The organism is Sphingomonas sp. AC449, from assembly GCF_979253475.1.
Genome location: NZ_CEEDCZ010000011.1, coordinates 38,800 through 65,163 on the forward strand (window position 1 = coordinate 38,800; position 26,364 = coordinate 65,163).

Annotated in this window: 20 protein-coding genes; 16 read left to right on the forward strand and 4 right to left on the reverse strand. The window is 66.7% G+C overall.

Annotation, left to right across the window (positions count from 1 at the left end):
* Positions 1-251: 251 nt before the first annotated feature.
* Positions 252-2,936 carry an aconitate hydratase AcnA gene (gene acnA / locus AC0CH3_RS15435; protein WP_354303093.1) on the reverse strand — a complete coding sequence of 895 codons (2,685 nt, stop codon included), beginning with the start codon at positions 2,934-2,936 and terminating at the stop codon, positions 252-254.
* Positions 2,937-3,184: 248 nt separating this feature from the next.
* On the opposite strand from acnA, the gene AC0CH3_RS15440 reads away from it, so the two are divergent.
* The 5 genes from AC0CH3_RS15440 (at position 3,185) to AC0CH3_RS15460 (ending at position 8,301) form a co-directional block, all read left to right on the forward strand.
* Positions 3,185-3,673: a MarR family winged helix-turn-helix transcriptional regulator gene (locus AC0CH3_RS15440; protein ID WP_354303091.1), complete on the forward strand. Its 489-nt coding sequence runs from the start codon at positions 3,185-3,187 to the stop codon at positions 3,671-3,673.
* The gene (locus AC0CH3_RS15445; protein WP_354303089.1) at positions 3,670-5,070 is read left to right on the forward strand and encodes an efflux transporter outer membrane subunit; all 1,401 of its coding nucleotides are present in this window, start codon (positions 3,670-3,672) and stop codon (positions 5,068-5,070) included. Before AC0CH3_RS15440 ends, AC0CH3_RS15445 begins: the two co-directional genes overlap by 4 nt.
* A complete protein-coding gene (locus AC0CH3_RS15450) occupies positions 5,067-6,245 on the forward strand; it encodes an efflux RND transporter periplasmic adaptor subunit (RefSeq protein WP_354303087.1) in 1,179 nt (392 codons plus the stop codon). Before AC0CH3_RS15445 ends, AC0CH3_RS15450 begins: the two co-directional genes overlap by 4 nt.
* On the forward strand, positions 6,245-7,801 hold the full coding sequence (locus tag AC0CH3_RS15455; RefSeq protein WP_354303085.1) for a DHA2 family efflux MFS transporter permease subunit: 1,557 nt from the start codon (positions 6,245-6,247) through the stop codon (positions 7,799-7,801). The genes AC0CH3_RS15450 and AC0CH3_RS15455 overlap by 1 nt, the downstream gene beginning before the upstream one ends.
* A gap of 86 nt (positions 7,802-7,887) precedes the next feature.
* Complete coding sequence (locus tag AC0CH3_RS15460; RefSeq protein ID WP_333996115.1) at positions 7,888-8,301, forward strand: phasin family protein; 414 nt, start codon at positions 7,888-7,890, stop codon at positions 8,299-8,301.
* A 112-nt stretch (positions 8,302-8,413) separates the two neighbouring features.
* Here the strand turns inward: AC0CH3_RS15460 and AC0CH3_RS15465 are convergent, their stop codons facing one another.
* Genes AC0CH3_RS15465 through AC0CH3_RS15475 form a run of 3 tightly spaced genes read right to left on the reverse strand, consistent with a single transcriptional unit; the run spans position 8,414 to position 14,523 of the window.
* Positions 8,414-10,057: an efflux transporter outer membrane subunit gene (locus tag AC0CH3_RS15465; protein WP_354303083.1), complete on the reverse strand. Its 1,644-nt coding sequence runs from the start codon at positions 10,055-10,057 to the stop codon at positions 8,414-8,416.
* Positions 10,054-13,329, reverse strand: coding sequence for a multidrug efflux RND transporter permease subunit (locus AC0CH3_RS15470; RefSeq protein ID WP_354303081.1), 3,276 nt, complete (start codon positions 13,327-13,329; stop codon positions 10,054-10,056). The genes AC0CH3_RS15465 and AC0CH3_RS15470 overlap by 4 nt, the downstream gene beginning before the upstream one ends.
* Positions 13,330-13,335: 6 nt before the next feature.
* Positions 13,336-14,523, reverse strand: a complete 1,188-nt coding sequence (locus AC0CH3_RS15475) for an efflux RND transporter periplasmic adaptor subunit (RefSeq protein WP_056020535.1) — start codon at positions 14,521-14,523, stop codon at positions 13,336-13,338.
* A 431-nt stretch (positions 14,524-14,954) separates the two neighbouring features.
* Here AC0CH3_RS15475 and rpiA point away from each other — a divergent pair, with 431 nt between their 5' ends.
* From rpiA to AC0CH3_RS15530, 11 genes are all read left to right on the forward strand, one after another.
* Positions 14,955-15,629 carry a ribose-5-phosphate isomerase RpiA gene (rpiA, locus tag AC0CH3_RS15480; protein ID WP_354303079.1) on the forward strand — a complete coding sequence of 225 codons (675 nt, stop codon included), beginning with the start codon at positions 14,955-14,957 and terminating at the stop codon, positions 15,627-15,629.
* 68 nt (positions 15,630-15,697) lie between these two features.
* Positions 15,698-17,788 carry a transketolase gene (tkt, locus tag AC0CH3_RS15485; protein WP_354303077.1) on the forward strand — a complete coding sequence of 697 codons (2,091 nt, stop codon included), beginning with the start codon at positions 15,698-15,700 and terminating at the stop codon, positions 17,786-17,788.
* Positions 17,788-18,912 carry a transaldolase gene (gene tal / locus AC0CH3_RS15490; protein ID WP_465238040.1) on the forward strand — a complete coding sequence of 375 codons (1,125 nt, stop codon included), beginning with the start codon at positions 17,788-17,790 and terminating at the stop codon, positions 18,910-18,912. The genes tkt and tal overlap by 1 nt, the downstream gene beginning before the upstream one ends.
* A gap of 129 nt (positions 18,913-19,041) precedes the next feature.
* Positions 19,042-20,025 carry a phosphogluconate dehydrogenase (NAD(+)-dependent, decarboxylating) gene (gnd, locus tag AC0CH3_RS15495; protein ID WP_354303074.1) on the forward strand — a complete coding sequence of 328 codons (984 nt, stop codon included), beginning with the start codon at positions 19,042-19,044 and terminating at the stop codon, positions 20,023-20,025.
* Entirely contained in the window at positions 20,022-20,831 is an 810-nt protein-coding gene (locus AC0CH3_RS15500; RefSeq protein ID WP_354303072.1) for a Cof-type HAD-IIB family hydrolase, read from the forward strand. Before gnd ends, AC0CH3_RS15500 begins: the two co-directional genes overlap by 4 nt.
* The gene (locus tag AC0CH3_RS15505; protein ID WP_354303070.1) at positions 20,828-21,571 is read left to right on the forward strand and encodes an HAD-IIB family hydrolase; all 744 of its coding nucleotides are present in this window, start codon (positions 20,828-20,830) and stop codon (positions 21,569-21,571) included. Before AC0CH3_RS15500 ends, AC0CH3_RS15505 begins: the two co-directional genes overlap by 4 nt.
* 4 nt (positions 21,572-21,575) lie before the next feature.
* On the forward strand, positions 21,576-22,031 hold the full coding sequence (locus AC0CH3_RS15510; RefSeq protein WP_354303068.1) for a GreA/GreB family elongation factor: 456 nt from the start codon (positions 21,576-21,578) through the stop codon (positions 22,029-22,031).
* Complete coding sequence (locus AC0CH3_RS15515) at positions 22,031-22,213, forward strand: hypothetical protein (protein WP_031396458.1); 183 nt, start codon at positions 22,031-22,033, stop codon at positions 22,211-22,213. Before AC0CH3_RS15510 ends, AC0CH3_RS15515 begins: the two co-directional genes overlap by 1 nt.
* 415 nt (positions 22,214-22,628) lie before the next feature.
* Entirely contained in the window at positions 22,629-23,753 is a 1,125-nt protein-coding gene (locus AC0CH3_RS15520) for a BaiN/RdsA family NAD(P)/FAD-dependent oxidoreductase (protein WP_457325975.1), read from the forward strand.
* 57 nt (positions 23,754-23,810) lie between these two features.
* Positions 23,811-25,574: a DEAD/DEAH box helicase gene (locus AC0CH3_RS15525; protein WP_354303064.1), complete on the forward strand. Its 1,764-nt coding sequence runs from the start codon at positions 23,811-23,813 to the stop codon at positions 25,572-25,574.
* 280 nt (positions 25,575-25,854) lie between these two features.
* On the forward strand, positions 25,855-26,322 hold the full coding sequence (locus AC0CH3_RS15530; RefSeq protein WP_056022139.1) for a YaiI/YqxD family protein: 468 nt from the start codon (positions 25,855-25,857) through the stop codon (positions 26,320-26,322).
* The last annotated feature ends 42 nt before the right edge of the window (positions 26,323-26,364 follow it).

The window sequence follows — 26,364 nt, forward strand, 5'->3', positions numbered from 1 at the left end:
GAACTACGGGGCGACTGTCATGGTCGCCCCGCCTTTTCGGGGTCGCGACCGCGACGCGGCGTCCACCATTCTTCCTGACCTGAAACACGTCATCCCAGCGAAGGCCGGGATATCCCTCGTGGTGGGCGACATGCGCCTCCACGGGGATATCCCAGCTTTCGCTGGGATGACGGTAGTGCTGGGATGGCGGTAGTTCGGGTAGCTGAAGGCAATGCCGTCGTCCCGGATCGCTCCGGGACGACGTCAGTCGCTTATGCGGCCAGCTTGCGCAGGACGTACTGGAGGATGCCGCCGTTGAGGAAATATTCCAGCTCGTTGACGGTATCGATCCGGCACTTGGTCTGGAACGTCTCGCTCGTGCCGTCGGCGCGGGTCATCTTCACGGTCACGTCCTGACGCGGACGGATGCTCGCCACGTCGAGGATCGTGAATGTCTCCGACCCGTCGAGGCCGAGCGTCTTGCGATCGGTCCCTTCGGCGAACTGCAGCGGCAGCACGCCCATGCCGACCAGGTTCGAGCGGTGGATACGCTCGAAGCTCTCGGTGATGACTGCGCGCACGCCGAGCAGGTTGGTGCCCTTGGCCGCCCAGTCGCGCGACGAGCCGGTGCCATATTCCTTGCCCGCGACGATCACGAGCGGCGTGCCGTCCTGCTTGAAGCGCATGGCGGCGTCGTAGATCGCCATGACCTCACCGTCATACTTGGACATGCCGCCCTCGACGCCGGGGACCATCTCGTTCTTGATGCGGATGTTGGCGAAGGTGCCGCGCATCATCACGTCATGGTTGCCGCGGCGTGCGCCATAGCTGTTGAAGTCGGCCTTGCTGACCTGATGCTCCTGGAGGAAGCGGCCGGCCGGGCTGTCGGCCTTGATCGAGCCTGCGGGCGAGATGTGATCGGTGGTGATCGAATCGCCGAGGATCGCGAGCGGCTTGGCGTCGATGATGTCCTGCACGGGGGCGGGGGTCATCGACAGGCCGTCGAAGTAAGGCGGGTTGGCGACATAGGTCGAGCCCGCACGCCACTGGTACGTGTCCGACCCCGTGACGTCGATCCCGCGCCACTTCGAATCGCCCGCATAGACGTCGCCGTAGCGCGCACCGAACATCGACGCGTCGATATTGGCGTCCATCGTGCTGCGGACTTCCTCGTTGGTCGGCCAGATGTCGCGCAGATACACGTCCTGGCCGTCGGTGCCCTGACCCAGCGGCGTCTCGATCATGTCGGTCGTGACGGTGCCCTTGATCGCATAGGCGACGACGAGCGGCGGCGATGCGAGGAAGTTGGCGCGGACGTCGGGCGAGACGCGGCCTTCGAAGTTGCGGTTGCCCGAGAGGACCGAGGCCGCGACGAGGTCGTTCTCGTTGATCGCCGACGAGATCGCCGGCGCCAGCGGGCCAGAATTGCCGATGCAGGTCGTGCAGCCATAGCCGACGAGGTTGAAGCCGAGCGCGTTCAGGTCGGCGGTGAGGCCGGCCTTGTCGAGATAGTCGGTGACGACCTGCGAACCCGGCGCGAGCGACGTCTTCACCCAGGGCTTCGACTTGAGGCCCAGAGCGTTCGCCTTGCGGGCGACGAGACCGGCGGCGACGAGCACCGACGGGTTCGACGTGTTGGTGCAGCTGGTGATCGCGGCGATCACGACGTCGCCGTCGCCGATGTCATGCTCACGACCCTCGACCGCGACGCGGGCGGGCTGCTCCTTGTGGTACAGCTTGTGGAGGTCGCTGTTGAACACCTCGTCGACCTTGTTGAGGCTGACGCGGTCCTGCGGACGCTTCGGGCCGGCGAGCGATGCGACGACCGAACCCATGTCGAGCTCGAGCGTGTCGGTGAAGACGGGGTCTTCTGCGTTCTCGTCGCGCCAGAAGCCGTTGGCCTTGGCGTACGCCTCGACCAGCTCGACATTCTCATCGGAACGTGCCGTGAGGCGCATGTAATCGAGTGTCTTGTCGTCGATCGGGAAGAAGCCGCAGGTCGCGCCATATTCCGGCGCCATGTTGGCGATCGTCGCGCGGTCGGCGAGCGTCATCGACGACAGGCCGGGCCCGAAGAACTCGACGAAGCGGCCGACCACGCCCTTGGCGCGCAGCATCTGCGTGACGGTGAGCACGAGATCGGTGGCGGTGATGCCCTCGTTGAGCTTGCCGAGCAGCTTGAAGCCGACGACTTCGGGGATCAGCATCGACACGGGCTGACCGAGCATCGCGGCCTCGGCCTCGATCCCGCCGACGCCCCAGCCGAGCACGCCGAGACCATTGATCATCGTCGTGTGGCTGTCGGTGCCGACCAGCGTGTCCGGATAGGCGATCATCGTGCCGTCGCCGTGGTCACCCGACGAGGCCGACGACCAGACGGCCTGACCGATATATTCGAGGTTCACCTGGTGGCAGATGCCGGTGCCGGGGGGGACGACCTGGAAATTGTCGAGCGCCTTCGAACCCCACTTGAGGAACTCGTAGCGCTCGATGTTGCGCTCATACTCCAGGTCGACGTTGTCCTCGAACGCCTTGGGCGTGCCGAACTCGTCGACCATCACCGAGTGATCGATGACGAGGTGGACGGGAACCTGCGGGTTGATCTTCTCGGGGTTGCCGCCGAGCTTGGTCATCGCATCGCGCATCGCGGCGAGATCGACGACGCAGGGCACGCCGGTGAAATCCTGCATCAGCACGCGGGCAGGGCGATACTGGATCTCGCGGTCGCTGCGACGCTCCTTCTGCCAGTCGACGATCGCCTGGATGTCGTCGCGCGTGACGGTGACGCCGTCCTCGAAGCGCAGCAGGTTCTCGAGCAGCACCTTCATCGAGAAGGGCAGGCGGCTGATGTCGCCGAGCTGTTCCGACGCCTTGGCGAGGCTGTAATAGTCATACGACTTGCCGCCGGTGGAGAGGCTCGTGCGGGTCTTTAGGGTGTCCTGGCCGATGGCAGTCATAGGGGTCCTTCCCGTGGGCGTCGGGCCGCCGGGCGCCGAGGGGAAAGCGGCCTATGGGACCGCGGGGGCGCGTAGGGGACCGACCTGAATGCGGTTACTGCGCGGGCCTTAGCAAGGGGGGGCGGGCGGGGGAAGGGCGGGTTTCGCCGATCCTGCGGTTTCGCAAGGCCAATTTGCCGCCGCCGAGCCACGGCGACATGAACGATTTGTCATTTTTATGCTTGAGCAGTGGTTGCTAAAGCAACTTTATGGACTTTTATTCCGTACAGGACTTTGCGCCCGACCGTTCGATCGGATTCCTCGGTCGGCAGATCCATCAGATGGGCGGCCAGTCGCTCGAGCCGCTGTTCGTTGAGGAGGGGCTGACGCACACGCAATGGTCGGCGATGATCGCGATCTGGTTCGGACGCGGGAATACGTGCGCGACGCTGGCGCGCGACATGGCACACGACAAGGGGGCGATGACCAGGCTGGTCGATACGCTCGAGAATAATGGCTGGGTGGCGCGGACGCGCAGCGTCGAGGATCGGCGGATCGTCCACCTTGCGCTGACCGACGCCGGGCGTGTCGTCGCGTTGCGCTGTCGCGACCGGGTGATCGAGCGGTGGAACCGGTGGCTGAAGGACTGGAAGCCCGACGAAGTGACGACGCTGATCAGCCTGATGCAGAAGCTGCGCGCGACGATGGAGGCGGATGCGGCCGACGGTCGCGCGGGCGGCGGCGGCCAGTCCGCGTGACGCGCGCGGTCCTCATCGCCGCGGGGCTGCTGGCAGGGTGCGCGGTTCCCGAGTCGAAGCCGCTCGTCACGCCGCTCGCGGCGCCTGCGCTGGGGCTGTCCGGAACCCCGACACCGGCGATCGCGGCGGACTGGTGGCGCGGCTTTGGGGATCCGCAACTCGACCGGCTCGTCGGTGATGCGGTTGCGGGCAATCCGTCGCTCGACGCGGCGCTGGCGCGCGTGGGGCAGGCGCGCGCGGTGCTCGCGACACGCGACGCCGAGAACGGACCGAACGTCACGCTCGATGCATCGGAGCAGGTTGCGCGGCTGAGCGGGCGCTACACGATCCCGCCCCCCTTTGCCGGGTCGACGCGGTTCATCGGGTCGACGGCCGCGAACCTGAGCTGGAACCTCGACCTGTTCGGGCGCCAGAAGGCTGCGATCGAGGGTGCGCGGGCGTCGGTTCGGGCGGCTGCGCTCGACGTCGCTGCCGCGCGGCTCACATTGTCGGGGGCGGTGGTCCAGACCTATGTCGACATGGCGCGCGCCGAAATGCAGGCCGGGATCGCACAGCGGACGATCGCCACGCGCGAAAACTCGCTCCGGCTGGTCAACGTGCGGATCCGCAACAACCTATCGAGCAAGCTCGAGGCGCAGGCGGCCGCGACGCTGCTGGCGCAGGCGCGACAGGCATTGCTGCGATCGCAGGCTGCACAGCTGCTGGCGAAGACCGCGCTGGCCGCGCTTGCGGGGCGCGGCGTGGATTATCCCGCGACGATCGGGCCGACAGCGATCCGGCTCGATGCCGCCTTGCCGTTGCCGCGCGCGGTGCCGGCGGACCTGCTCGCCCGTCGCGCCGATATCGCCGCGGCGCAGGCGCGGATCGAGGCGGCGGCGGCGGGGCGCCAGGTCGCGCGTCGCGCCTTTTATCCCAACGTCAATCTGGCGGCGATGGCCGGGTTCCAGGCGGTCGGGCTTGGCAATCTGGTATCGTTCGATGCGGGAACGGCGGGGGTAGGGCCCGCGCTGCATCTGCCCCTGTTCGACAATGGCCGGTTGAAGGCCGAGCTCGCCGGCTCGACCGCGCTGCTCGACGCCGCGACCGCCGATTATAACGACCGCATCGTCGGCGCGGTCCGCGAAGCCGCCGACGCGCTCGCGCGGATCGGCGCGCTCGAGGCGGACTGCGTTCGCCAGCGTGAGGTCGTGCGGGGGTTTGCCGAGACGGGGCGTCTCAACGCGATCCGCGTGTCGAGCGGCCTCGATAGCCGGCTCGACCTCGTCGACAACGACGTGCGGACGCTCGAGGCCGAACAGGCCGACGCCAATCTTGCCGCCGACGCGGCGCAACAGCGGATCGCGCTGGTGCTCGCGCTGGGGGGCGGTTTCGATTCTTCGCAGGACCCTGTTCAATGACCGACACGCAGACGGATTCGCAGACGGGCACGCCCGCTTCGCCAGATCCCGCGGGCAACCCGAAGGCGCGCAAGCGCTGGTTGACCCTCCTCGGCATCGTCGTGGCGATCGCGCTGATCGTCTGGGCCGTCTTCCATTTCCTGCTTGCGAAGCCCGAGGAGGAGACCGACGACGCCTATGTCGCCGGTGACGTGGTGTCGATCACCGCGCGCGATCCGGGGCAGGTGATCGGCATCCACGCCGACAATACGCAGATGGTGAAGGCCGGCGCGCCGCTGATCGATCTCGATGCGGCGGCGGCGGATGTCGGGCTGGCATCCGCCGAAGCGCAGCTCGCGCAGGCGGTGCGCGCGACGCGGTCCGACTTCTCGAAGGTCAACGAAACCGGTGCAGCCGTGGTGCAGGCGCAGGCCGAGCTGACGCGGACGCAGAGCGACCTGCAGCGGCGGCGCGGGGCGGCGGCCGAGGGGGCGATCTCGGGCGAAGAGCTCAGCCATGCCGCGGATGCGGTGAAGGTCGCGGCTGCCAATCTCGCGCTCGCACGCAGCCAGCAGGCGCAGTCGCGCAACAGCGTGTCGGGGACGACGGTGTCGAACAATCCTGCGGTCCTGTCGGCGATTGCCGCGTATCGCCGCGCCGCGATCACGCGCAACCACATGCACATCACCGCACCGATCGACGGCGTCGTCGCGCAGCGTACGGTGCAGCTGGGGCAGCAGGTCCAGCCGGGGATGCCGCTGCTGGCGGTGGTGCCGCTCGACCGCGTCTGGGTCGACGCGAATTTCCGCGAGACGCAGCTCAGGGACCTCCGGATCGGCCAGCCGGCAACGGTGACCGCGGACATGTATGGCGATGACATCGTCTATCACGGGCGCGTCGTCGGCCTGGGCGCGGGGAGCGGGAATGCGTTCGCGCTGCTCCCCCCGCAGAATGCCAGCGGCAACTGGATCAAGATCGTCCAGCGCGTCCCGGTGCGGATCGCGCTCGATGCGCGTGAACTGAACGCCAATCCCCTGCGCGTCGGGCTGTCGGTGACGACCATCGTCGATACCGCCGACGTGTCGGGGACGCGGATCGGCCGGCCGGCGCGACGGACGTTCGCGCAGGCCTCGACCGATGCGAACGACGCGAGGGTCGAGGCGAAGATCCGTCAGATCATCGCGGCGAACCGCTGATGGCGGCGCCCGCAGCGGGCGGAACGGGCGCCGGTCCCGCCCCGCTGACGGGCGGAAAGCTCGCGCTCGTCGCGTTCGCGCTCGCGCTCGGGACGTTCATGATGGTGCTCGACACGACGATCGCCAACGTCTCGCTACCGACGATCGCGGGCAATCTGGGCGTCAGCGCGGACAATTCGACGTGGGTCGTCACGGCATTCGCGGTCGCCAACGGCATCGCGGTACCGCTGACCGGGTGGCTGATGGGGCGGTTCGGGGTGGTCAGGACGTTCTGCGTCTCGGTCATGCTGTTCACGCTGGCATCGTTCCTGTGCGGGATCGCGTGGAGCCTGCCGTCGCTGATCGCGTTCCGGATCCTCCAGGGCGGTTTCTCGGGGCCGATGATGCCGGGAAGCCAGGCGTTGCTGATCTCGGTCTTCCCGCCCGAGAAGCGGTCCACCGCGCTCGGCATCTGGTCGATGACGACGCTCGTCGCGCCGATCATGGGACCGATCCTCGGCGGGTATATTTCCGACAATTATCACTGGAGCTGGATTTTCCTGATCAACGTGCCGTTCGGCGTGTTCGTCGCGTTCTTCTGCTGGCGCGGGCTCAAGGACCGCGAGACGCCAACGCGCAAGCTGCCGATCGACACCGGGGGGCTGATCCTGCTGGTGCTGTGGGTCGGCGCGCTTCAGGTCATGCTCGATCTCGGCAAGAACGACGACTGGTTCCAGTCGACGCGGATCGTCGTGATGGCGGCGGTCGCGCTGACCGGGTTCGTCGCCTGGATCATCTGGGAGGTGACCGCCGTGAATCCGGCGGTCGACCTGTCGCTCTTCCGGAGCCGCAACTTCGCGCTCGGCAATCTCGCCTTCTGCCTCGGCTATGCGGTGTTCTTCGCCAACATCCTGATCCTGCCGCTATGGCTGCAGACGCAGATGGGCTATACCGCCACCTGGGCGGGTCTGGTCGCGGCGCCCAGCGGCGTCGTCGCGGTGCTGTTGACGCCGCTGATGGCACGGCTCGCGGGGCGGATCGACGCGCGGCTGCTCGCGACGGTCGCGTTCGCGTCGTTCGGCTATTCCTATTACCTGCGATCGGGGTTCACGACGACCGCGAGCACCTGGGACCTGATGGTGCCGATGATGGTGCAGGGGATCGCGATGAGCACGTTCTTCCTGGCGATGCTGACGATCTCGCTCGACCGGATCCCGGGCGAGCGGCTGCCGTCGGCGACGGGGATGTCGAACTTCGCGCGGATCGTCGCGGGCAGCTTTGCCGCATCGATCATCACCACCGCCTGGGACCGGCGCGAGGCGCTTCACCAGAGCCGGATGAGCGAGGCGGTCGGGTCGGGCATGCCGTTGCAGATGGCGCGCGACACGCTGGGCCGGATGGGGATGAGCGACGTCCAGGCGGCGGGCGCGATCACGCGGCAGATGGTCGGGCAGGCCTATCTGTTGGCATCGACCGATCTGTTCCGCCTGTCGGCATGGCTGTGCGTCGCGTTGATCGCGATCGTATGGCTCACGCGGCGCGCGTCGCCGATGCAAGGGCACGTCGCGGCGGACTAGGCCTCCCGCCCATGAAACCAACCGCCTTTGTGCCGGTTGATAGAGGGTGCAATAAGGCATCAAACATAGGCAAGAGGAGCGCTGTCATGGCCGAGAACGTCAAGGCTTCGATCGACAAGGGTGCCGATACGCTGAAGGCGGCGTCCGACCGGATGCAGCAGGGCGCGGACACCGCACAGGCCAATTTCCGCGAACATGTCGCCGACCCGGCGCAGCGCGCTGGCGAGGCGATGCAGGAATCGGGGCGCAAGATCGCCGAGACCGGCTCGACCATCGGTGCCAAGATGATCGACCAGGCCGAGCAGAACGCACGCGAGGCCTTCGCGGCGATGCGCGAGGCGGCAAGCGCGAAGGACCTGTCGGACGTGATGAAGATCCAGAGCGCGTTCATGCAGTCGCAGGGTCAGCGCAGCATGAGCCAGGCGCGCGAGATCGGCGAACTCATCATGCAGTTCGGTCGCGATGCGGTGGCGCCGTTGAAGGGCGGCGGGCAGGGCTGATCGCCGCGGGGCGGGCGGCTTCGGGTCAAGGCTCGGATGCGCTGTCCCGCCCCTTCGGTCATCCTGCCGCGCGGCGGGATGACCGTCGCAAGCTGGTGACGGGCGCGCCTCGTCACTCCGGTCGGGGTGCGCCGCCCTGCGTTACCGGTTGTGGGCCGGATGCCGTCGCCTCGAGCGTGGAATCGCCGCCCAGCACGCGATAGAGCGTCACGCGGTTGCTGGCACCGACGAGCTGGGTCGCGACGAGATTGCGCTGCGCCGTGTACAGCGAACGCTGCGCATCGAGCGAGTTGAGGAAGGTATCGATGCCGCCACGATAGCGCGCATCAGACAGGCGGAACGTGTCGAGCGCGGCGTTGGCGAAATTCTGGTTCGCCTGGAGCTGATCCGCGATCGTCCCCTGCCGCGCCAGCGCATCCGCGGTTTCCTGAAACGCGGTCTGGATCGACAGCTCATAGGTCGCGAGCGCGGCGTCGCGTTGCGCCCTCGTGAAGGCGACGTTGGCGATCCCGGCACCGGCCTGGAATATCGGGTAGCTGACCGAGGGCGCGACAGAATAGTTGAACGCGCCACCGCTGAACAGCGATGACAGCGCGGTACTCGCGAACCCGACGAGCCCGGTGAGCGATATGCGCGGGAACAGCTGGGCACGCGCCGCACCGATCTCGCCGTTCGTCGCGCGCAGCTCATATTCCGCCTGCACGACGTCTGGGCGCCGCAGCAGGATGCCGCTGTCGAGCCCCGCGGGCAATGTCGCGACCGTCGGCAACGCCTGTTCGATCGACACGGGGAGCAGCGCGGCGTCGACCGGGGCGCCGACGAGCAGTTGCAGCGCGTTGACATCCTGCGCCAGCGCGGTGCGCTGCGCCGCGAGATCGGCCTGCGCGGTGTAGAGGATCTGCTGGGCCTGGCGGAGGTCGGTCCGGGGCGACACGCCGCCGCGCAGGCGCGCGTTGGTCAGCGTGACGCTGCGCTGCGAGCTGGTGACGGTATCCTGCGCGATCTTGAGCAGGCTCTGGTCCGAGGCGTAGGTGAGCCACGCATCGGCGATGTCGCCGACCAGCGTCAGCCGCGTCGCGCGCGCCGCGGCCTCGGTCGCGAAATAGCGGTCGAGCGCGGCGCCGGTGAGCGAACGGATCCGCCCGAACAGGTCGAGCTCGAACGCGGTGGTGCCCAGATCGACCGAAAACGCGCTGTTGGAGTTCGACGAGCTGATGACGGTGCCACCCGCGCCCGTGCCGCCCGTTCCGATCCCCCCGGTGCCGGTCCCGCCGGTCCCCGTGCCACCTGTCCCCGTGCCACCTGTCCCCGTTCCGCCTGTGCCCGCTCCGCCTGTGCCCGTGCCGCCTGTGCCCGTGCCGCCGGTTCCTGTACCAGTGCCCCCACCGCTCGTCGCGGTGCTGCGTGCGCCGTTACCGCCGCCCGAATAGCTGTACCGGCCGCTCGCATCGATCTGCGGGAAGAGATCGGCGCGCTGGATCCGATATTGCGCGCGGGTGGCGGCGATGTTTGCCGCGGCGACGCGCAGATTGCGGTTGTTCGCGAGCGCCTGCGTGATGATCTGCTGGAGGCGCGGATCGCGGAAGACGTCGCGGTAGGTGATCGCGGGCAGCGCCGCCTCCGATTGGCGCAGATACGCGTCGCCGACCGGCCATGACGGCGGCACCGGCAATTCGGTGCGCGCGTATTTCGGCGCGAGCGAGCAGCCCGCCAGCGCGGTCGAGGCGGCGAGGATCAGGATCAACGAGCGCATCATGCGGGCTCCGGCCGGTGAGGGCCCTGGGGTTCGGGCGGGCCAAGCGGCTCGTCATGGGCGCTGTCGTTATCGTGATGATCGCCCTGGAACCCGGTCGGACGACCGCGCAGCTTGGCGATGCCGTCGCGCGCGCCGCGGCGGACGAGGACGAAGAACAGCGGGATGTAGAAGATCGCAAGGATCGTCGCGGTCAGCATCCCGCCGACCACCGCCGTACCGATTGCGATGCGGCTGTTCGCACCGGCGCCGGTGGAGAGCGCGAGTGGCAGCACGCCGAGGATGAACGCGAACGACGTCATCAGGATCGGGCGGAGACGGATCTTGGCGGCCGACAGCGCGGCCTCGATGACGCGCTTGCCCTTCTTTTCCTCCTGCTCGGCGAATTCAATCATCAGGATCGCGTTCTTTGCGGCGAGGCCCATCGTCGTGAGCAGGCCGATCTGCAGATACACGTCGTTGATCAGCCCGCGCAGCGTCACCGCGAGGATCGCGCCGACAAGGCCGAGCGGGATCACGAGCAGCACCGCGATCGGGATCGACCAGCTTTCGTACAGCGCGGCGAGGCAGAGGAACACGACCAGCAGCGACAGGCCGTAGAGGATCGGCGCCTGGCCCGACGACAGGCGTTCCTGATAGGACAGCCCCGACCACGACACCGACGTGCCGGGGATCTGTCCCGCCAGCTGCGCGATCTTGTCCATCGCGTCGCCCGAACTGACGCCGGCCGCGCCCGAACCCTGGATTTCATAGGACGAGATGCCGTTGAACCGCGACAGCGTCGTCGGCGCCTGGCCCCAGCTGGTCGTCGCGAACGACGAGAAAGGGGCCATCTGGCCGTTCGCGCCGCGGACGAACCATTGCGCGAGGTCCGACGGCTCGGCGCGGAACTGCGCATCGCCCTGGACATAGACGCGCTTGACGCGGCCGCGATCGATGAAGTCGTTGACGTACTGGCCACCCCACGCGGTCGACAGCGTCGAGTTGACGTTCGCCTGCGTCAGACCCAGCGTCGACAGCTTCTGCTGGTTCGCGTCGACGCGAAGCGTCGCGACGTCGGGCAGTTCGGTCAGGCGGATCGCGGTCAGCGACGAATCGGCGCGCGCGAGCGCCAGCAGCTTGTCCCGTGCGGCGTTGAATTCGGTCTGCGTGAGGCTCCCGGTGTTCTGCAGCTGCATCGTGAAGCCGTTCGACGATCCGAGACCGCGCACCGCGGGGGGAACGAGCGAATAGACCTGGGCATCGCGGAATCCCGCAAAGGCCTTCGACGCGCGCCCGGTGATCGCTTCGGCGGTATTCTCCTTGCCCTCGCGCAGGTCCCAGGGCGCGAACGAGACGAAGCCCTGTCCGGTGTTCTGGCCGCTCGCGCCACCGCCACCGCCGCCGCTGACGGTGAACATCGTGCGGACGTTCGCCTTCTCCTGCGTGAAGTAATATTGCTCGATCTGCTTCTGCAGCGCGAAGGTACGGCCCTGCGTCGCGCCCGCGGGAAGCTGGAACTGGACGATGCCCGAACCCTGATCCTCGGTCGGCAGGAACCCCGTCGGCAGGCGGAGGAACAGCACGGCGAGCAGCGCCACGGTGCCCGCATAGATCACCAGGAACAGCCATTTGCGGTTGATCACCGACTGGACCGCATTGGTATATTTCTGCGTACCCTTGTCGAACCCGCTGTTGAACTTCTCGCCGGCCCGCGTGAAGACATGCGCGACCTTGGGGAACTTGCGCTCACCCCAGCTTTTCTCGTGATTGCCCTCGGCGTCCTTCTTCTTCTGCTTGAGAAGCGTCGCGGTGAGCGCCGGCGACAGGATCAGCGCGACGAGCACCGACAGGATCATCGCCGACACCATCGTCAGCGAGAACTGGCGGTAGATCACGCCCGTCGACCCGCCGAAGAACGCCATCGGCAGGAACACCGCCGACAGCACGAGCGCGATCGCGACGAGCGCGACGGTGATCTCGTTCATCGACTCGATCGTCGCCTCGCGCGGCGACATGTCGGGATTTTCCTCCATCAGGCGCTCGACATTCTCGACGACGACGATCGCGTCGTCGACGAGCAGGCCGATCGCGAGCACGAGCCCGAACAGCGTCAGCGTGTTGATCGAGAAGCCCGCGAGATAGAAGATCCCGAACGTCCCGAGCAGCACGACGGGGACGGCGATCGTCGGGATCAACGTCGCACGCCAGCTCTGCAGGAACACGAACATCACGATGACGACGAGGATCACCGCCTCGATCAGCGTCTTGATGACCTCTTCGATCGACAGCTTGATGAAGTCGGTCGTGTCGTTGGCGTAGGCGAATTTCAGCCCTGGCGGGAAGCTCTTCGCCGACTTCTCGACATAGGCCTTGACCAGTTCGGCGGTCTTGAGCGCATCGGCACCCGGCGCGAGCAGCACGGCGATACCCGCACCCGGATGCGCGTTGACGCGGCTGCGCGCATTGTAGTTCTCGGCGCCGAGCTCGATCCGCGCGACGTCGCGCAGCTTGACCGTGGCGCCGTCGTTGGTGGTCTTGAGGATGATGTTGGCGAACTGCTCGGGCGTCTGGAGGCGCGACTGCGCGGTGACGGTCGCGTTGAGCATCTGCGTGTCGGGCTGTGGCTGGCCGCCGAGTTCGCCCGCCGCGACTTCGGCGTTCTGCGCCTGGATCGCGGTCGTGACGTCGCTCGGGATCAGCTGAAAGCTCGCCAGCTTGTTCGGGTCGAGCCAGATGCGCATCGCATATTGCGCGCCGAACACGTTGCTGTCGCCGATCCCGGGGATACGGCCGAGCGGATCCTGCAGGTTCGACACGAGATAGTCCGAGACGTCCTGGTTCGTCAGCTTGTCCGTCTCGTCATAGACGCCGACGATCAGCAGATTGTCCGGGTTCGACTTGCGGACGACGAGGCCCTGCTGTTGAACCTGTTGCGGCAGGCGGGACAGCGTCTGCTGGACCTGGTTCTGGACCTGAACCTGCGCGATGTCGGGATCGGTGCCCTTTTCGAACGTGACCGTGACCGTCACCGAGCCGCGCGACGACGAGGACGAGCTGAAATAGATCAGCCCGTCGATGCCGGTCAGCGACTGTTCGACGACCTGCGTGACGCTGTTCTGGATCGTCTGCGCGTTGGCGCCCGGGAAGGTGGCGCGGATCGTCACCTGCGGCGGCGCGACGTCGGGATATTGCGCGATCGGCAGGCTCATGATCGCGCCGATGCCGCCGAGCATCACGATGATCGCGAGCACCCAGGCGAAGATCGGGCGATCGATGAAGACACGAGACATCATGAGGGGTTAGCCGGCCTTTTTCTGGCTGGCATCGCCACCCGAGGAATCTTGCTTGGGTGCCTCGATGCGCTGCGCGGTATTCTCGGGCACGGGCTTCACGCCCTGGTTCGGCGCGATCTTCGACAGGCCCTGCGTGATGATGCGGTCGCCGGGGTTGAGCCCGCTGGTCACGACCCAGAAGGCACCCTGCGTCCGGTCGGCCTTGACCTTCTTCTGCACCGCCTTGTTGTTGGCATCGACGACATAGACGGTCGCATTGCCCTTGGCATCGCGCGACAGGCCCGCCTGGGGGACGAGGAACGCGCGCTGGTTGATCGCCTGTGCGAACCGCGCCTGGACGAACATGCCGGGAAGCAACAGACCCTGCGGGTTCGGGAAGCGCGCGCGCAGCGTCACGGTGCCGGTCTCGGTGTTGACCAGTGCCTCGGCGAACTCGACCGTGCCGGTCGCGCCATAGTCGCTGCCATCCTCGAGCTTCAGCCGGACCTCGGCGCGCGTCGGGACGATGCCGTTCTGCCCGAGCGAACGGCGCAGCGCGAGCAGGTCGCCCGACGATTGCTGGATGTCGACGAACATCGGGTCGAGCCGCTGGATCTGCGCGAGCGGGTCGGTCTGCGTTGCCGACACCAGCGCGCCGACGGTGAACAGCGAGCGGCCGATCCGCCCCGTGATCGGCGCGGGTACGGTCGTGAATTTCAGGTTGATCTGCGCGGTTTCCAGCGCGGCGCGTGTCTGCGCGACCGACGCAGTCGCCTGGCGCGACGTGGCGATCGCGTTGGTATAGTCCTGCTGGCTGATCGCCTCCATCTCTGCGAGCGGCTTGTAGCGGTTGGCGAGCACGCGCTGCGCCTGTTCGTTCGCACGCGCGCTCTGCAGGTTCGCCTGCGCCTCGTTGGCGGCGGCGCGATAGAGGCGCGGATCGATCTCGTAGAGCGGCTGGCCCTTCTGGACGAGCGTCCCTTCGGTAAAGAAGCGACGACGGATGATCCCGGTGACCTGCGGCCGGACATCCGAGCTTTCGAACGCGGTCGTGCGCGCGCTGAGCTCGGTGGTCATCGCGACGCTCGAAGGCTGGATCACGACATAGCCGACGGTCGGCGTTCCCTGGCCGGGCTGACCGCCCTTGCCCTTGCCCTTTGCGGCGTCGTCGCCGCCGCCGGAGCAGGCCGCAAGCGCGATCAACGCGGGTGCCATCAGGGCGTAGCGCCGAGGGGTAAGTCGTGTGACTATCAAGTGGGGTATCCGCGATCAGATGAGGGCCGGCTAAACCATGCGGATGTACCAGAAGTGTGTCAGTTGAAAAGCGGACGTGAAAAATAGGGCAGGGAAAGTAACCTGTTTGATTGCCGGTGCTTTTTCCGCCGTCGGCGGGCGCTGACGGCGCTCGGTAACGTGCGGTGGCGGCTCGCTTTTCTCGAGCGGCAGCGAGGGGGGGCAACGGCGGCGCAATTTTGCCCCGGCGACGCGCTTTCGTCGGGATGACGCATTCGGCGGATGCGCGGTCGGGCGGTTTGGACGGGCGCGACTCGGCACTGCCCCGTCCCGTCGAGTTCAAGCCAGGATCCAGAGTTGCCGGGGGTGCGTTCCTCGGGTGGGCACTGACAACCATGCGGGGGGATCGCACGATGATCGATGACGACAAGCAGGCGGCGGCGATAGCGGCGGTGGCGGAGGTTCGGGACGGCATGTTGGTCGGGCTCGGTACCGGGTCGACCGCGGCGTTCGCGATCCGCGCGCTGGGCGAGCGGGTCGCGGCGGGGCTCGACGTCCGCGCGGTCGTCACGTCCGAGGCGAGCGGAGCGCTGGCGCGGGAGGTGGGTATCGCGGTGCTCGACTTTGCCGACATCGCGTCCGTCGACCTGACGATCGACGGCGCCGACGAGATCGACGCGCGATGTTTCGCGATCAAGGGGGCGGGCGGGGCGATGCTGCGCGAGAAGATCGTCGCCGCAAGCTCGGCACGGATGGTCGTTATTGCCGACGGCTCGAAACGCGTCGACCGGATCGGCGCGGCGAAGCTGCCGGTCGAGCTGCTGCCCTTCGCGCGGGGCTATGTGATGCGCGCCCTGGCCGATCTCGGCGGGGTGCCGGTGATTCGGGACAAGTATCGGACGGATCAGGGCAATCTGGTCGCAGACTGCCATTTCCCGACGCTCGGCGATCCACGCGCGCTGGCAGCGACGCTGTCGGCAATTCCCGGTGTGCTCGGCCACGGGCTGTTCCTCGACGAGGTCGATGCCGCCTATATTGCATCCAAAGGCGTCGTTACGCGACTGGAACGCTCGGGTGCATCCGCCTAAAGGCACCCTATCTTGGCAACCAGATCGGATGCGCGGCGTTCGGTCAGTCTAGAGCGAGGCTTTCTTCCATGACCGATACCGCAACCGCTGCCCCCAAGGCGGACCCCATGCTGCACGAGGATGGCTCGCCCGAGCGTCTCGCGATCGACACCATCCGCACGCTGTCGATGGACGCGGTGCAGAAGGCCAATTCGGGCCATCCCGGCACGCCGATGGCGCTCGCGCCGGTCGGCTACACGCTCTGGTCGAAATTCCTGCGCTATGACCCGAAGCACGCCGACTGGCCCAACCGCGACCGTTTCGTGTTGTCGGTCGGGCATGCGTCGATGCTGCTCTATTCGCTGATCCACCTCGCCAAGATCGAAGAGATCGACGCCGACGGCAACAAGACCGGCAAAGAAGCCGTCAGCCTTTCGGATATCGAGCAGTTCCGTCAGCTGTCGTCGAAGACCCCGGGGCATCCCGAATATCGCCACACGACGGGCGTCGAGACCACGACGGGTCCGCTGGGCCAGGGCTGCGGCAATTCGGTCGGCATGGCGATCGCCGAGCGCTGGCTCGCCGCGCGCTACAACAAGGACGGCTTCACGCTGTTCGACCATGACGTCTATGCGCTGTGCGGTGACGGCGACATGATGGAGGGCGTCTCCGCCGAGGCGGCGAGCATGGCCGGGCATCTCAAGCTCAGCAATCTTTGCTGGATCTACGACAGCAATCACATCTCGATCGAGGGCGCGACCGATCTCGCGTTCGACGAGGACGTCGGGCTCCGCTTCGATGCCTATGGCTGGAACGTCATCCATGTCGACGACGCGAACGACACGGCCGCGCTCAGCCGTGCGATCGAGACGTTCAAGGCGACCACCGACAAGCCGACCTTCATCGTCGTGCATTCGGTGATCGGTTACGGCAGCCCCAAGGCGGGCAGCGAGAAGGCGCATGGCGAGCCGCTCGGCGAAGAGAATATCCGCCTCACCAAGCAGGCCTATGGCTGGCCCGAGGACAAGTCGTTCTACGTGCCGGACGGTGTCATCGAGCATTTCAATGGCGCAATCGCGGACCGTGGTGCGAAGCTGCGCGACGAGTGGGTCGCGCTGACCGACAAGTATCGTGATGCGCACCCCGAGCTGTCGGCCGAACTCGACCTGCTGCTCAAGGACGATCTGCCCGAGGGCTGGGATGCCGACATTCCGGTGTTCGAGGCGGATCCCAAGGGTCTTGCCAGCCGTGATTCGGGCGGCAAGGTACTCAACGCGATCGCCGCGAAGGTGCCGTGGCTGATCGGTGGGTCGGCCGATCTCGCGCCGTCGACCAAGACCGACATCAAGGGCCAGCCGTCGTTCGAGGCGAACAACTATGCCGGCCGCAACTTCCATTTCGGCATTCGCGAACATGGCATGGGCGCGATCGTCAACGGCATGGCGCTGTCGCATCTGCGCTCCTACGGCTCCACCTTCCTCGTCTTCGTCGACTACATGCGCGCACCGGTGCGCCTGTCGGCGATCATGGAAGTCGGCGCGGTCTGGGTGTTCACGCACGATTCGATCGGCGTCGGCGAGGACGGCCCGACGCACCAGCCGATCGAGCATCTCGCCACGCTGCGCGCGATCCCGGGTCTCGACACGATCCGTCCGGGCGATGCGAACGAGGTTGCCGCGGCGTGGAAGGCGGTCCTGAAGGACGCGAGCACGCCGGCCGCGCTGATCCTGTCGCGTCAGGCGCTACCGACGCTCGATCGCACGAAATATGCGAGCGCGGACGGCGTCGAGCAGGGCGGCTATGTGCTCGCCGACTGCGACGGCACCCCCGACGTGATCCTCATCGCGACGGGCAGCGAGGTGTCGCTCGCGATCGACGCGCATGAGAAGCTGGTCGCGGACGGCGTGAAGAGCCGGGTCGTGTCGATGCCGAGCTGGTATCGTTACGAACTGCAGGACGCCGCCTACAAGGAAAGCGTGCTGCCGCGAGGCGTGCGTGCGCGCGTTGCGATCGAGATGGCCGGGTCGATCGGCTGGGACCGCTATGTCGGTCTCGGCGGCGCGACGGTGACGATGTCGACCTTCGGTGCCTCGGCACCGCTCGCCAAACTGCAGGACAAGTTCGGGTTCACCGTCGACAATGTCGTCAAGGTTGCCCGTCAGGTTATGGAGACCAAGTGATGGGTACGCTCAACGACCTCGAAGGCTTCGGCCAGGCGGTGTGGCTCGATTTCGTCGACCGGAAGTTCCTGGAGGCCGGTGGCCTCCAGAAGCTGGTCGACGAGGATGGCCTGACCGGCGTGACGTCGAACCCGTCGATCTTCGAAAAGGCGATGGGGCATGGCGACGCCTATGACTCGACGCTCGCGGAGTTCGACAAGGAAAACCCCGGCGCGGCGACGATCGACCGCTACGAGCATCTCGCGATCCAGGACATCAAGGCGGCGGCGGAGACGCTGAAGCCGGTGTACGACAAGCTCGCCGCCAAGGACGGCTATGTCAGCCTAGAAGTGTCGCCGTACATCTCGGACGATACCGACGCGACGATCGCCGAGGCACGCAAGCTGTGGGCGGCGGTCGACCGGCCGAACCTGATGATCAAGATCCCGGGGACGCTCGCGGGCGGCCCGGCGATCTCGACCGCGATCTCGGAAGGGATCAACGTCAACGTGACCTTGCTGTTCTCGATCGACGCCTATGTCCGCGTCGCCGAGGCCTATGCCGCAGGACTCGAGAAGCGCGTTGCCGAGGGCAAGCCGATCGACCGGATCGCCAGCGTCGCGAGCTTCTTCGTCAGCCGGATCGATACGATGATCGACAAGCAGATCGATGCACGGCTCGAAAAGGGTGATGCCGACGCAGATGCGCTGAAGGCGGTGCGCGGCGAGGTCGCGATCGCCAACGCGAAGATGGCGTATCAATGGTATCTCGAGTTCCTAAAGTCGGATCGCTGGCAGGCGCTCGCCGCCAAGGGCGCGCAGCCGCAGCGGCTGTTGTGGGCGTCGACCGGCGTGAAGGACCCGAGCTATCCCGACACGCTCTACATCGACACGCTGATTGGCCGTGACACGGTCAACACGATGCCGCCAAAGACGATGGACGCGTTTCGCGATCATGGCACCGCGGCGGAGACGATCACAGCGGATGTCGATGCGGCCAAGCGCACGCTCGCCGAAGCCGAGCGGCTCGGGCTCGACCTCACCGGCGTGACCGGCACGCTGGTCGAAGAGGGCGTCGCGTCGTTCGTGAAGGCGTTCGACGATCTACTCGGGTCGATCGCGAAGAAGCAGCCGGCGACGGCGTAAGACCTATGCTCCCTCTCCCCGCTGGGGAGAGGGTTGGGGTGAGGGGCTGCCAAGAGCGCCCCCGCCCGGAACTGCCCCTCACCCCGACCCTCTCCCCGGAGGGGAGAGGGAGAAGACAAGGATTTCCTTATGAAGATCGGACTGATCGGCCTCGGCCGGATGGGCGGCAACATCGCGCGCCGGTTGATGAAGAACGGCCATGAGGTCGTCGCGTTCGACCGCGATGCGGAGGCGGTGAAGAAGCTCGCGGCGGACGGTGCGATCGGCGCGGATTCGCTCGACGACATGCGCGGCAAGCTCGACACGCCCGCGATCTGGTGGGTGATGGTGCCCGCAGGCGAACCGACCGAACAGACCGTCCAGGCGATCGCCGAGAAGGCCGCCGCGGGCGACATCATCATCGACGGCGGCAACAGCTTCTACAAGGACGACGTCCGCCGCGCGAAGGAACTCGGCGAAAAGGGCATCCGCTATGTCGACGTCGGCACGTCGGGTGGCGTCTGGGGTCTCGACCGCGGCTATTGCATGATGATCGGCGGCGAAAAGGACACGGTCGATTATCTCGACCCGATCTTCGACACGCTGGCACCCGGCATGGGCGAGATCGTCCGCACGCCGGGCCGCATCGAGGGGCAGGCTGATCCGCGTGCGGAAAAGGGCTATATCCATGCCGGCCCGCCGGGTGCCGGGCATTTCGTCAAGATGGTCCATAACGGCATCGAATACGGCCTGATGCAGGCCTATGCCGAGGGCTTCGACATCCTCAAGGGCAAGTCGGGCGAGCATGTCGCGGAGGATCAGCGCTTCGACATCAATCTGACCGACGTCGCCGAAGTGTGGCGTCGCGGCAGCGTGATCTCGTCGTGGCTGCTCGACCTGTCGGCGATTGCGCTGGCGAAGGACGGCACGCTCGAAGGGTTCAGTGGCAGCGTCGCGGATTCGGGCGAGGGCCAGTGGACGATCGACGCGGCAATGGAGGAGAAGGTGCCCGCCAACGTGCTGAGCGCCGCGCTCTATGCACGCTATCGCAGCCGGGTCGACCATACGTTCGGCGACAAGCTGTTGTCGGCCATGCGCTTTGGCTTCGGCGGGCATGTCGAGATGCCCCAGTGAGCATCAAGCTCCTGGTATCCGACGTCGACGGCACGCTCGTCGACAAGGACAAGAAGGTCGCGCCCGCGACCGTCGATGCGGTCAAGCGGCTGAAGGCGGCGGGCCTCGGCTTCACGATCATCAGCGCGCGGCCGCGATCGGGGATGATGCCGATCGCCGAGCTGCTCGGGATCGACGAGCCGATGGGGGCGTTCAACGGCGGGATCGTCTTCAAGCGCGACGGCACCGTGATCGAGCATCACATGGTCGACATCGACGTCGTGCGCGGCGCGATGGAGATCATCGGCGACGCCCCCGTCGACACCTGGATCTTCGCCGACGATACCTGGTATGCGAGCACCGACCAGGGCAGCCATATCGACAGCGAGCGGAAAGCGTCGGCGCAGGATCCGGTGATCGTCGCCGACTTCACCGACCTGCTCGCCAAGGCGGACAAGGTGACGTTCGTCAGCGACGACGAGGACCTGCTGCGCGACCTGCATGCGAAGGTCGCGGCGAAGTTCGACGCGCAGGCGACGATCGTCCAGAGTCAGACCTATTATCTCGACATCACGCCCGTGGCGGGCAACAAGGGCAGCGGGATCGAGGAACTCGCGGACGCGTTCGGCATCAGCCTGACGCAGACCGCGGCGATCGGCGACCAGGCGAACGATATCGCGATGCTCAAGCGGGCCAGGCTGGCGATCGCGATGGGCAATGCGCCGCAGTCGGTCCGCGACGTCGCGCACGAAATCACCACCGCGAACGATGCCGACGGCGTCGCGCACGCGATCGACACGTTTATCCTGACTGGAGTTTCCGCATGAAAGAGTTGGTTGCCTTTGACCTCGATGGCACGCTGGCCGAAAGCAAGCAGCCCTTGCAGGAGCCGATGGGCGAGGCGCTGGCGAACCTGCTCGAGGTCGCGCATGTCGCGGTGATCTCGGGCGGCGACTGGCCGCAGTTCGAAAAGCAGGTCGCGAGCCGTCTGCCCGAGCGCGCCGATCGCACCAAGCTGTGGCTGATGCCGACGACGGGGACCAAGTTGTACCGCTTCGACGATGCATGGCGCGCGGTCTATGCCGAGCTGTTCGAAGACGAGGAAAAGCAGAAGATCCTGAAAGCGTTCGACGAGTCGCTCGAGGCGACCGGGTTCGTGCCCGAGCAGACCTGGGGCGAGCGGATCGAGGATCGCGGCAGCCAGATCACCTTCTCCGCGCTCGGCCAGGAAGCGCCGATCGACGCCAAGCACAGCTGGGATCCGGACTTCGCCAAGCGCAAGGTGATCCAGGCGGACCTGCGCCAGCGCCTGCCGGGGCTGTCGATCAACATGGGCGGCGCGACCTCGATCGACATTACCCGGGAAGGTGTCGACAAGGCGTACGGTCTCAAGAAGCTCAACGAGGCGAGCGGGATCGCGCTCGACAAGATGATGTTCATCGGCGACGCGATCTTCCCAGGCGGGAATGATTATCCCGCCGAGCAGCTCGGGCTCGATGTCGTGAAGGTGAAGAATGTCGATGGGACGCTGGCGGCGATCGCGGGGATCGTTGCGTGTCTGAAGTGATCGCATGAGCGTCGCGTTTCGCCGTGAAAGCGACGAAGAACATCTCGAGCCGAAGTTCGAACAGCCGATCGCGCCGGGACCCAATCTGGTCACGGCGCGCGGCCTTGCGCTGATCGGCGAGCGGGTGGTCGCGATCGAGGCGGCCGTCGCGGCGGAGACTGATGAGGAAGCGCGGAAGGTCCTGCTGCGCGACCTGCGCTATTGGCATACGCGCCAGACGACCGCCGAACTCGCGCCCGAACCCGAAGAGGGCGAGGTCGGGATCGGCTCGCGTGTCCGGATCCGGATGAACGGCGGCGAGCGAGTGATCGCGATCGTCGGCGGTGACGAGGCGGAGCCGGGGGAGGACCGCCTGGCGTTCTCGGCACCGCTCGCGCGCGCGCTGATGGGCGCTGCGGTGGGCGAAACGGTTGCGTTTGCCGGCAAGGCGGACGCGATCGACATTCTGGAGATCGTGTAATGGCTGAGGCGAAATTCGAGCGGCATCGGCAGCCCTGGACTCAGGACGAGATCCAGAAGCTGCACACGCTCGCCAAGAAGGGCATGGCGCTGAAGGCGATCGCCAAAGCGCTGACGCGCAGCGAGGAATCGGTGAAGACGCGCGCGAAGGAAGATTCGCTGAATATCGCGAAGTTGCGGTAGTCACCCGTCATCCTGGACTTGATCCAGGATCCAGAGCCACGAGCGTCGCCGCTTGTGGCTCTGGATCCTGACTTTCGTCAGGATGACGATTGAAGAGTTCACCACCCCGGCGAAGGCCGGGGTCCAATTGGAAAGGTCGCAGTAACGGCGCGCAACCTGCGTTATCGCCGTCCCCCAATTGGGCCCCGGTCTTCGCCGGGGTGGTGTTTTCGTTGAGAGCAGGCGCTACCCTAAGTTCCCCTCCCGCTTGCGGGAGGGGCTAGGGGAGAGCAGTGCCGCATACGCGCCGGGTCGGTCTCGGACGCGTTCCCTCCCCCGACTCCTCCCGCAAGCGGGAGGGGAGTTTTGGTGATCCGACTTGGCGACCTCCCTCGACTACGACGCGATCATCCTTGGCGCAGGCGCCGCCGGCCTCATGTGCGCTGCCGTCGCCGGACAGCGCGGGCGGCGAATCCTGCTCGTCGATCACGCCGAGCAGGCGGGGAAGAAGATCCTGATCTCGGGCGGCGGGCGGTGCAATTTCACCAATGTGCATACCGCGGCCGATCGCTACATCTCCGCCAACCCGCATTTCGCCAAGTCGGCGCTCGGCCGCTACACCGCGCAGGATTTCCTCGCGCTCGTCGAGAGTTACGGGATCACGTGGCACGAAAAGACGCTGGGGCAGCTGTTCTGCGACGGCTCGGCGAAACAGATCGTCGAGATGCTGCTCGACGAATGCGACAAGGGGCGGGTCGACCTGTCGCTCGGGCGCGGCGTCACGGGGGTCGAGTCACATGACGTCGGCTACCGCGTGTCGATCGACGGCCGCGCGGTCACCGCGCCCGCGCTGGTGATCGCGACCGGCGGGCCGTCGATCCCGAAGATGGGCGCGACCGGCTTTGCCTATGATCTGGCGCGGCAGTTCGGGCTGAAGGTGGTCGAGCCGCGGCCTGCGCTCGTCCCGCTGACGCTCGGCGGCGACGAGATCCTGTTCCGCGAATTGTCGGGCGTCGCCGCCGACGTCGTGGCCACGGCGGGAAAAACCGCGTTCCGTGAGGCGGCGCTGTTCACGCATCGCGGACTGTCGGGCCCGGCGATCCTGCAGGCCTCGTCCTATTGGCGGCATGGCCAGCCCGTGGGCATCGATTTCGTCCCCGACCGCGACTCCGGCTGGCTCCCCGCGGCCAAGCGCACCACGCCGCGCGCGACGCTGCGCAAACTGCTCGGGGGGACGTTGCCCGACCGACTCGCGGAGACGTTGAGCGAGCGGCTGGGGATGACGGGGGAGATCTCGACGCTCACCGACCGCAAGCTCCAGGACGTCGAACGCGCGCTAAGTCATTGGCAATTCACGCCAAATGGTAGCGAGGGCTATGCCAAGGCGGAGGTGACGGCGGGGGGAATCAGCACTGCTGAGCTTTCTTCGCAAACAATGGAAGCCAAACGCGTAAAAAACCTGTATGCGGTCGGCGAAGCGGTCGATGTCACAGGGTGGCTCGGCGGCTACAACTTCCAATGGGCATGGGCGAGCGGGTGGGCCGCGGGCCAAGTCCTGTAGGGACCACCACGCCAGTGCTTTGCCGTAGCGTCAAGCCGGCCACCAATTAGGACGTACATGCCTTTTTCAAATATTCCGTCGCTTCTTTCCGAAGCGCTCGCCGCGCGTGGCTATACCGCGCTCACCCCCGTCCAGGCGCATGTGATCGAGGAAAACGCGGTCGGTCGCGACCTGATCGTGTCCGCGCAGACCGGGTCTGGCAAGACCGTCGCGTTCGGCCTCGCCATGGCCGGCGAACTGCTCGGTGAAGCGGGTGAGGACGGCGTCCAGCGCCTGCCAGCCCCGCACAAGCCGCTCGTTCTCTGCATCGCGCCGACGCGTGAACTCGCGCTTCAGGTCAGCCGCGAGCTGATGTGGCTCTATGCCAAGGCGGGTGCGCGCATCTCGACCTGCGTCGGCGGCATGGATGCCTCGAAAGAGCGTCGTAGCCTCGCGCACGGCGCGCATATCGTCGTCGGCACGCCGGGCCGTCTGCGCGATCATCTCGAGCGCGGCGCGCTCGACCTGTCGGCCCTGAAGGTTGCGGTGCTCGACGAGGCCGACGAGATGCTCGACATGGGCTTCCGCGAGGATCTCGAGCAGATCCTCGACGCGTCGCCCGAGCAGCGCCGTACGCTGCTGTTCTCGGCAACGATGCCGCGGCCGATCGTGGCGCTCGCCAAGCGCTACCAGAAGGACGCGCTGCGCATCTCGACCGTCGGCGAGGATCGCGGTCATGGCGACATCTCGTATCAGGCCGTCACGGTCTCGCCGTCCGAGATCGAGCATGCGGTGATCAACCTGCTGCGCTTCCACGAGGCGGAGACGGCGATGCTGTTCTGCGCGACTCGCGATAACGTGCGCCATCTGCATGCGAGCCTGGTCGAGCGTGGCTTTGCCGCGGTCGCTCTGTCGGGCGAGCATTCGCAGAACGAGCGTAACGCCGCGCTTCAGGCACTGCGCGATCGCCGTGCGCGTGTCTGCGTCGCGACCGACGTTGCTGCACGCGGCATCGATCTGCCGACGCTCAGCCTCGTCGTGCACGTCGAGCTGCCGCGCGATGCCGAGACGCTTCAGCATCGCTCGGGTCGTACGGGTCGTGCGGGCAAGAAGGGCACCGCCGTGCTGATCGTGCCGTTCCCCCGTCGCCGTCGCGTCGACATGATGCTCCGCGGTGCCAAGATCAACGCGGAGTGGGTCAACGCCCCGACCGCCGAGGACATCCGCAAGAACGATCACGAGCGGCTGATCGGCATGCTGTTGCAGCCGGTCGAGGTCGAGGACGAGGATCGCGCGCTCGCCGTCCGCCTGATGGCTGAGAAGACGCCCGAGGATATCGCCGCCGCGCTGGTGCACATGCACCGCGCGACGATGCCGCAGGCCGAGGACCTGATCGATCAGAGCAAGCAGTCGGTCAGCGACGATCGGTCGCAGGGGCCGCGCGCGGGGTTCGAGGACACCGTCTGGTTCCGCATGGACATCGGCCGTCGCCAGAACGCCGATCCGCGCTGGATCCTGCCGCTGATCTGCCGTCGCGGGCACATCACCAAGTCCGAAATCGGCGCGATCCGGATCGGGCCGAACGAGACCGCGTTCGAGATTCCGCGCGCCGTCGCGTCGCGCTTCTCGGCGGCGATCCAGCGGACCGCGCAAGCGGGCGAAGAAGAGAGCGGCGTCGCGATCGAGGCGATGCAGGGCGCGCCCGAGAGCGGTGCGCGGCATGATGGTGGTGGTCGCAGCAATGCGAGCGGTCCGCGCTCGACGCTGCATCGGGCTGCACCGCGCGGCGGTCCTGCACCGGCGCGCAAGGCGCCGTATCGCGGGAATCGCGAGCGCAGCTGAGCGACGTGACGTTCGTGCTGAGTGAAGTCGAAGCGGCCCGGTTTGGGGCGTGCCCTTCGACTTCGCTTAGGGCGAACGGGTAGGGTGCTGGCCGCCTCCAGCGCCGTCATCCCGAGGCTGCCGGACATCTTCCCAGCCCCGTCATCCTGACGATGCCGACAATCCTCTCAGCTCCGTCATCCTGACGAAAGTCAGGATCCAGCGCCGCGGACGCGGTCCTGCTTGATCCTGGATCCTGACTTTCGTCAGGATGACGAGGGGGGTAGGGCGTGGCATGACCATGACCGACACGCCATCATCGCTCCGCATCCTCGTCGACGCCGACGCGTGTCCCGTCAAGGACGAGATCTACAAGGTCGCGTGGCGCCACGAAGTCCCCGTGACGATCGTCGCGAACAGCCATTTCCGTATCCCCGTCCACCCGCTGATCAGCCGCGTGGTCGTCAGCGACGGGTTCGACGCCGCCGACGACTGGATCGCCGAACAGGCCGACGCGAAGACCGTGGTCGTCACCGCGGACATCCTGCTCGCCGACCGCTGCGTGAAGGCGGGCGCGACCGTGCTCGCCAATACCGGCAAGCCGTTCACGACGAGTTCGATCGGCGGCGCGATCGCGACGCGTGCGATCATGGCCGATCTGCGCGCGGGCGGCGATGTGATCGGCGGGCCCGCACCTTTCTCAAAGACCGACCGGTCGAGTTTTCTCTCGGCACTCGATACAGCACTGGTGAAACTCAAAAGAGTATAACCGACGCGGATCACTCGACTTTGCCGGTTGCACCGGGCAAGC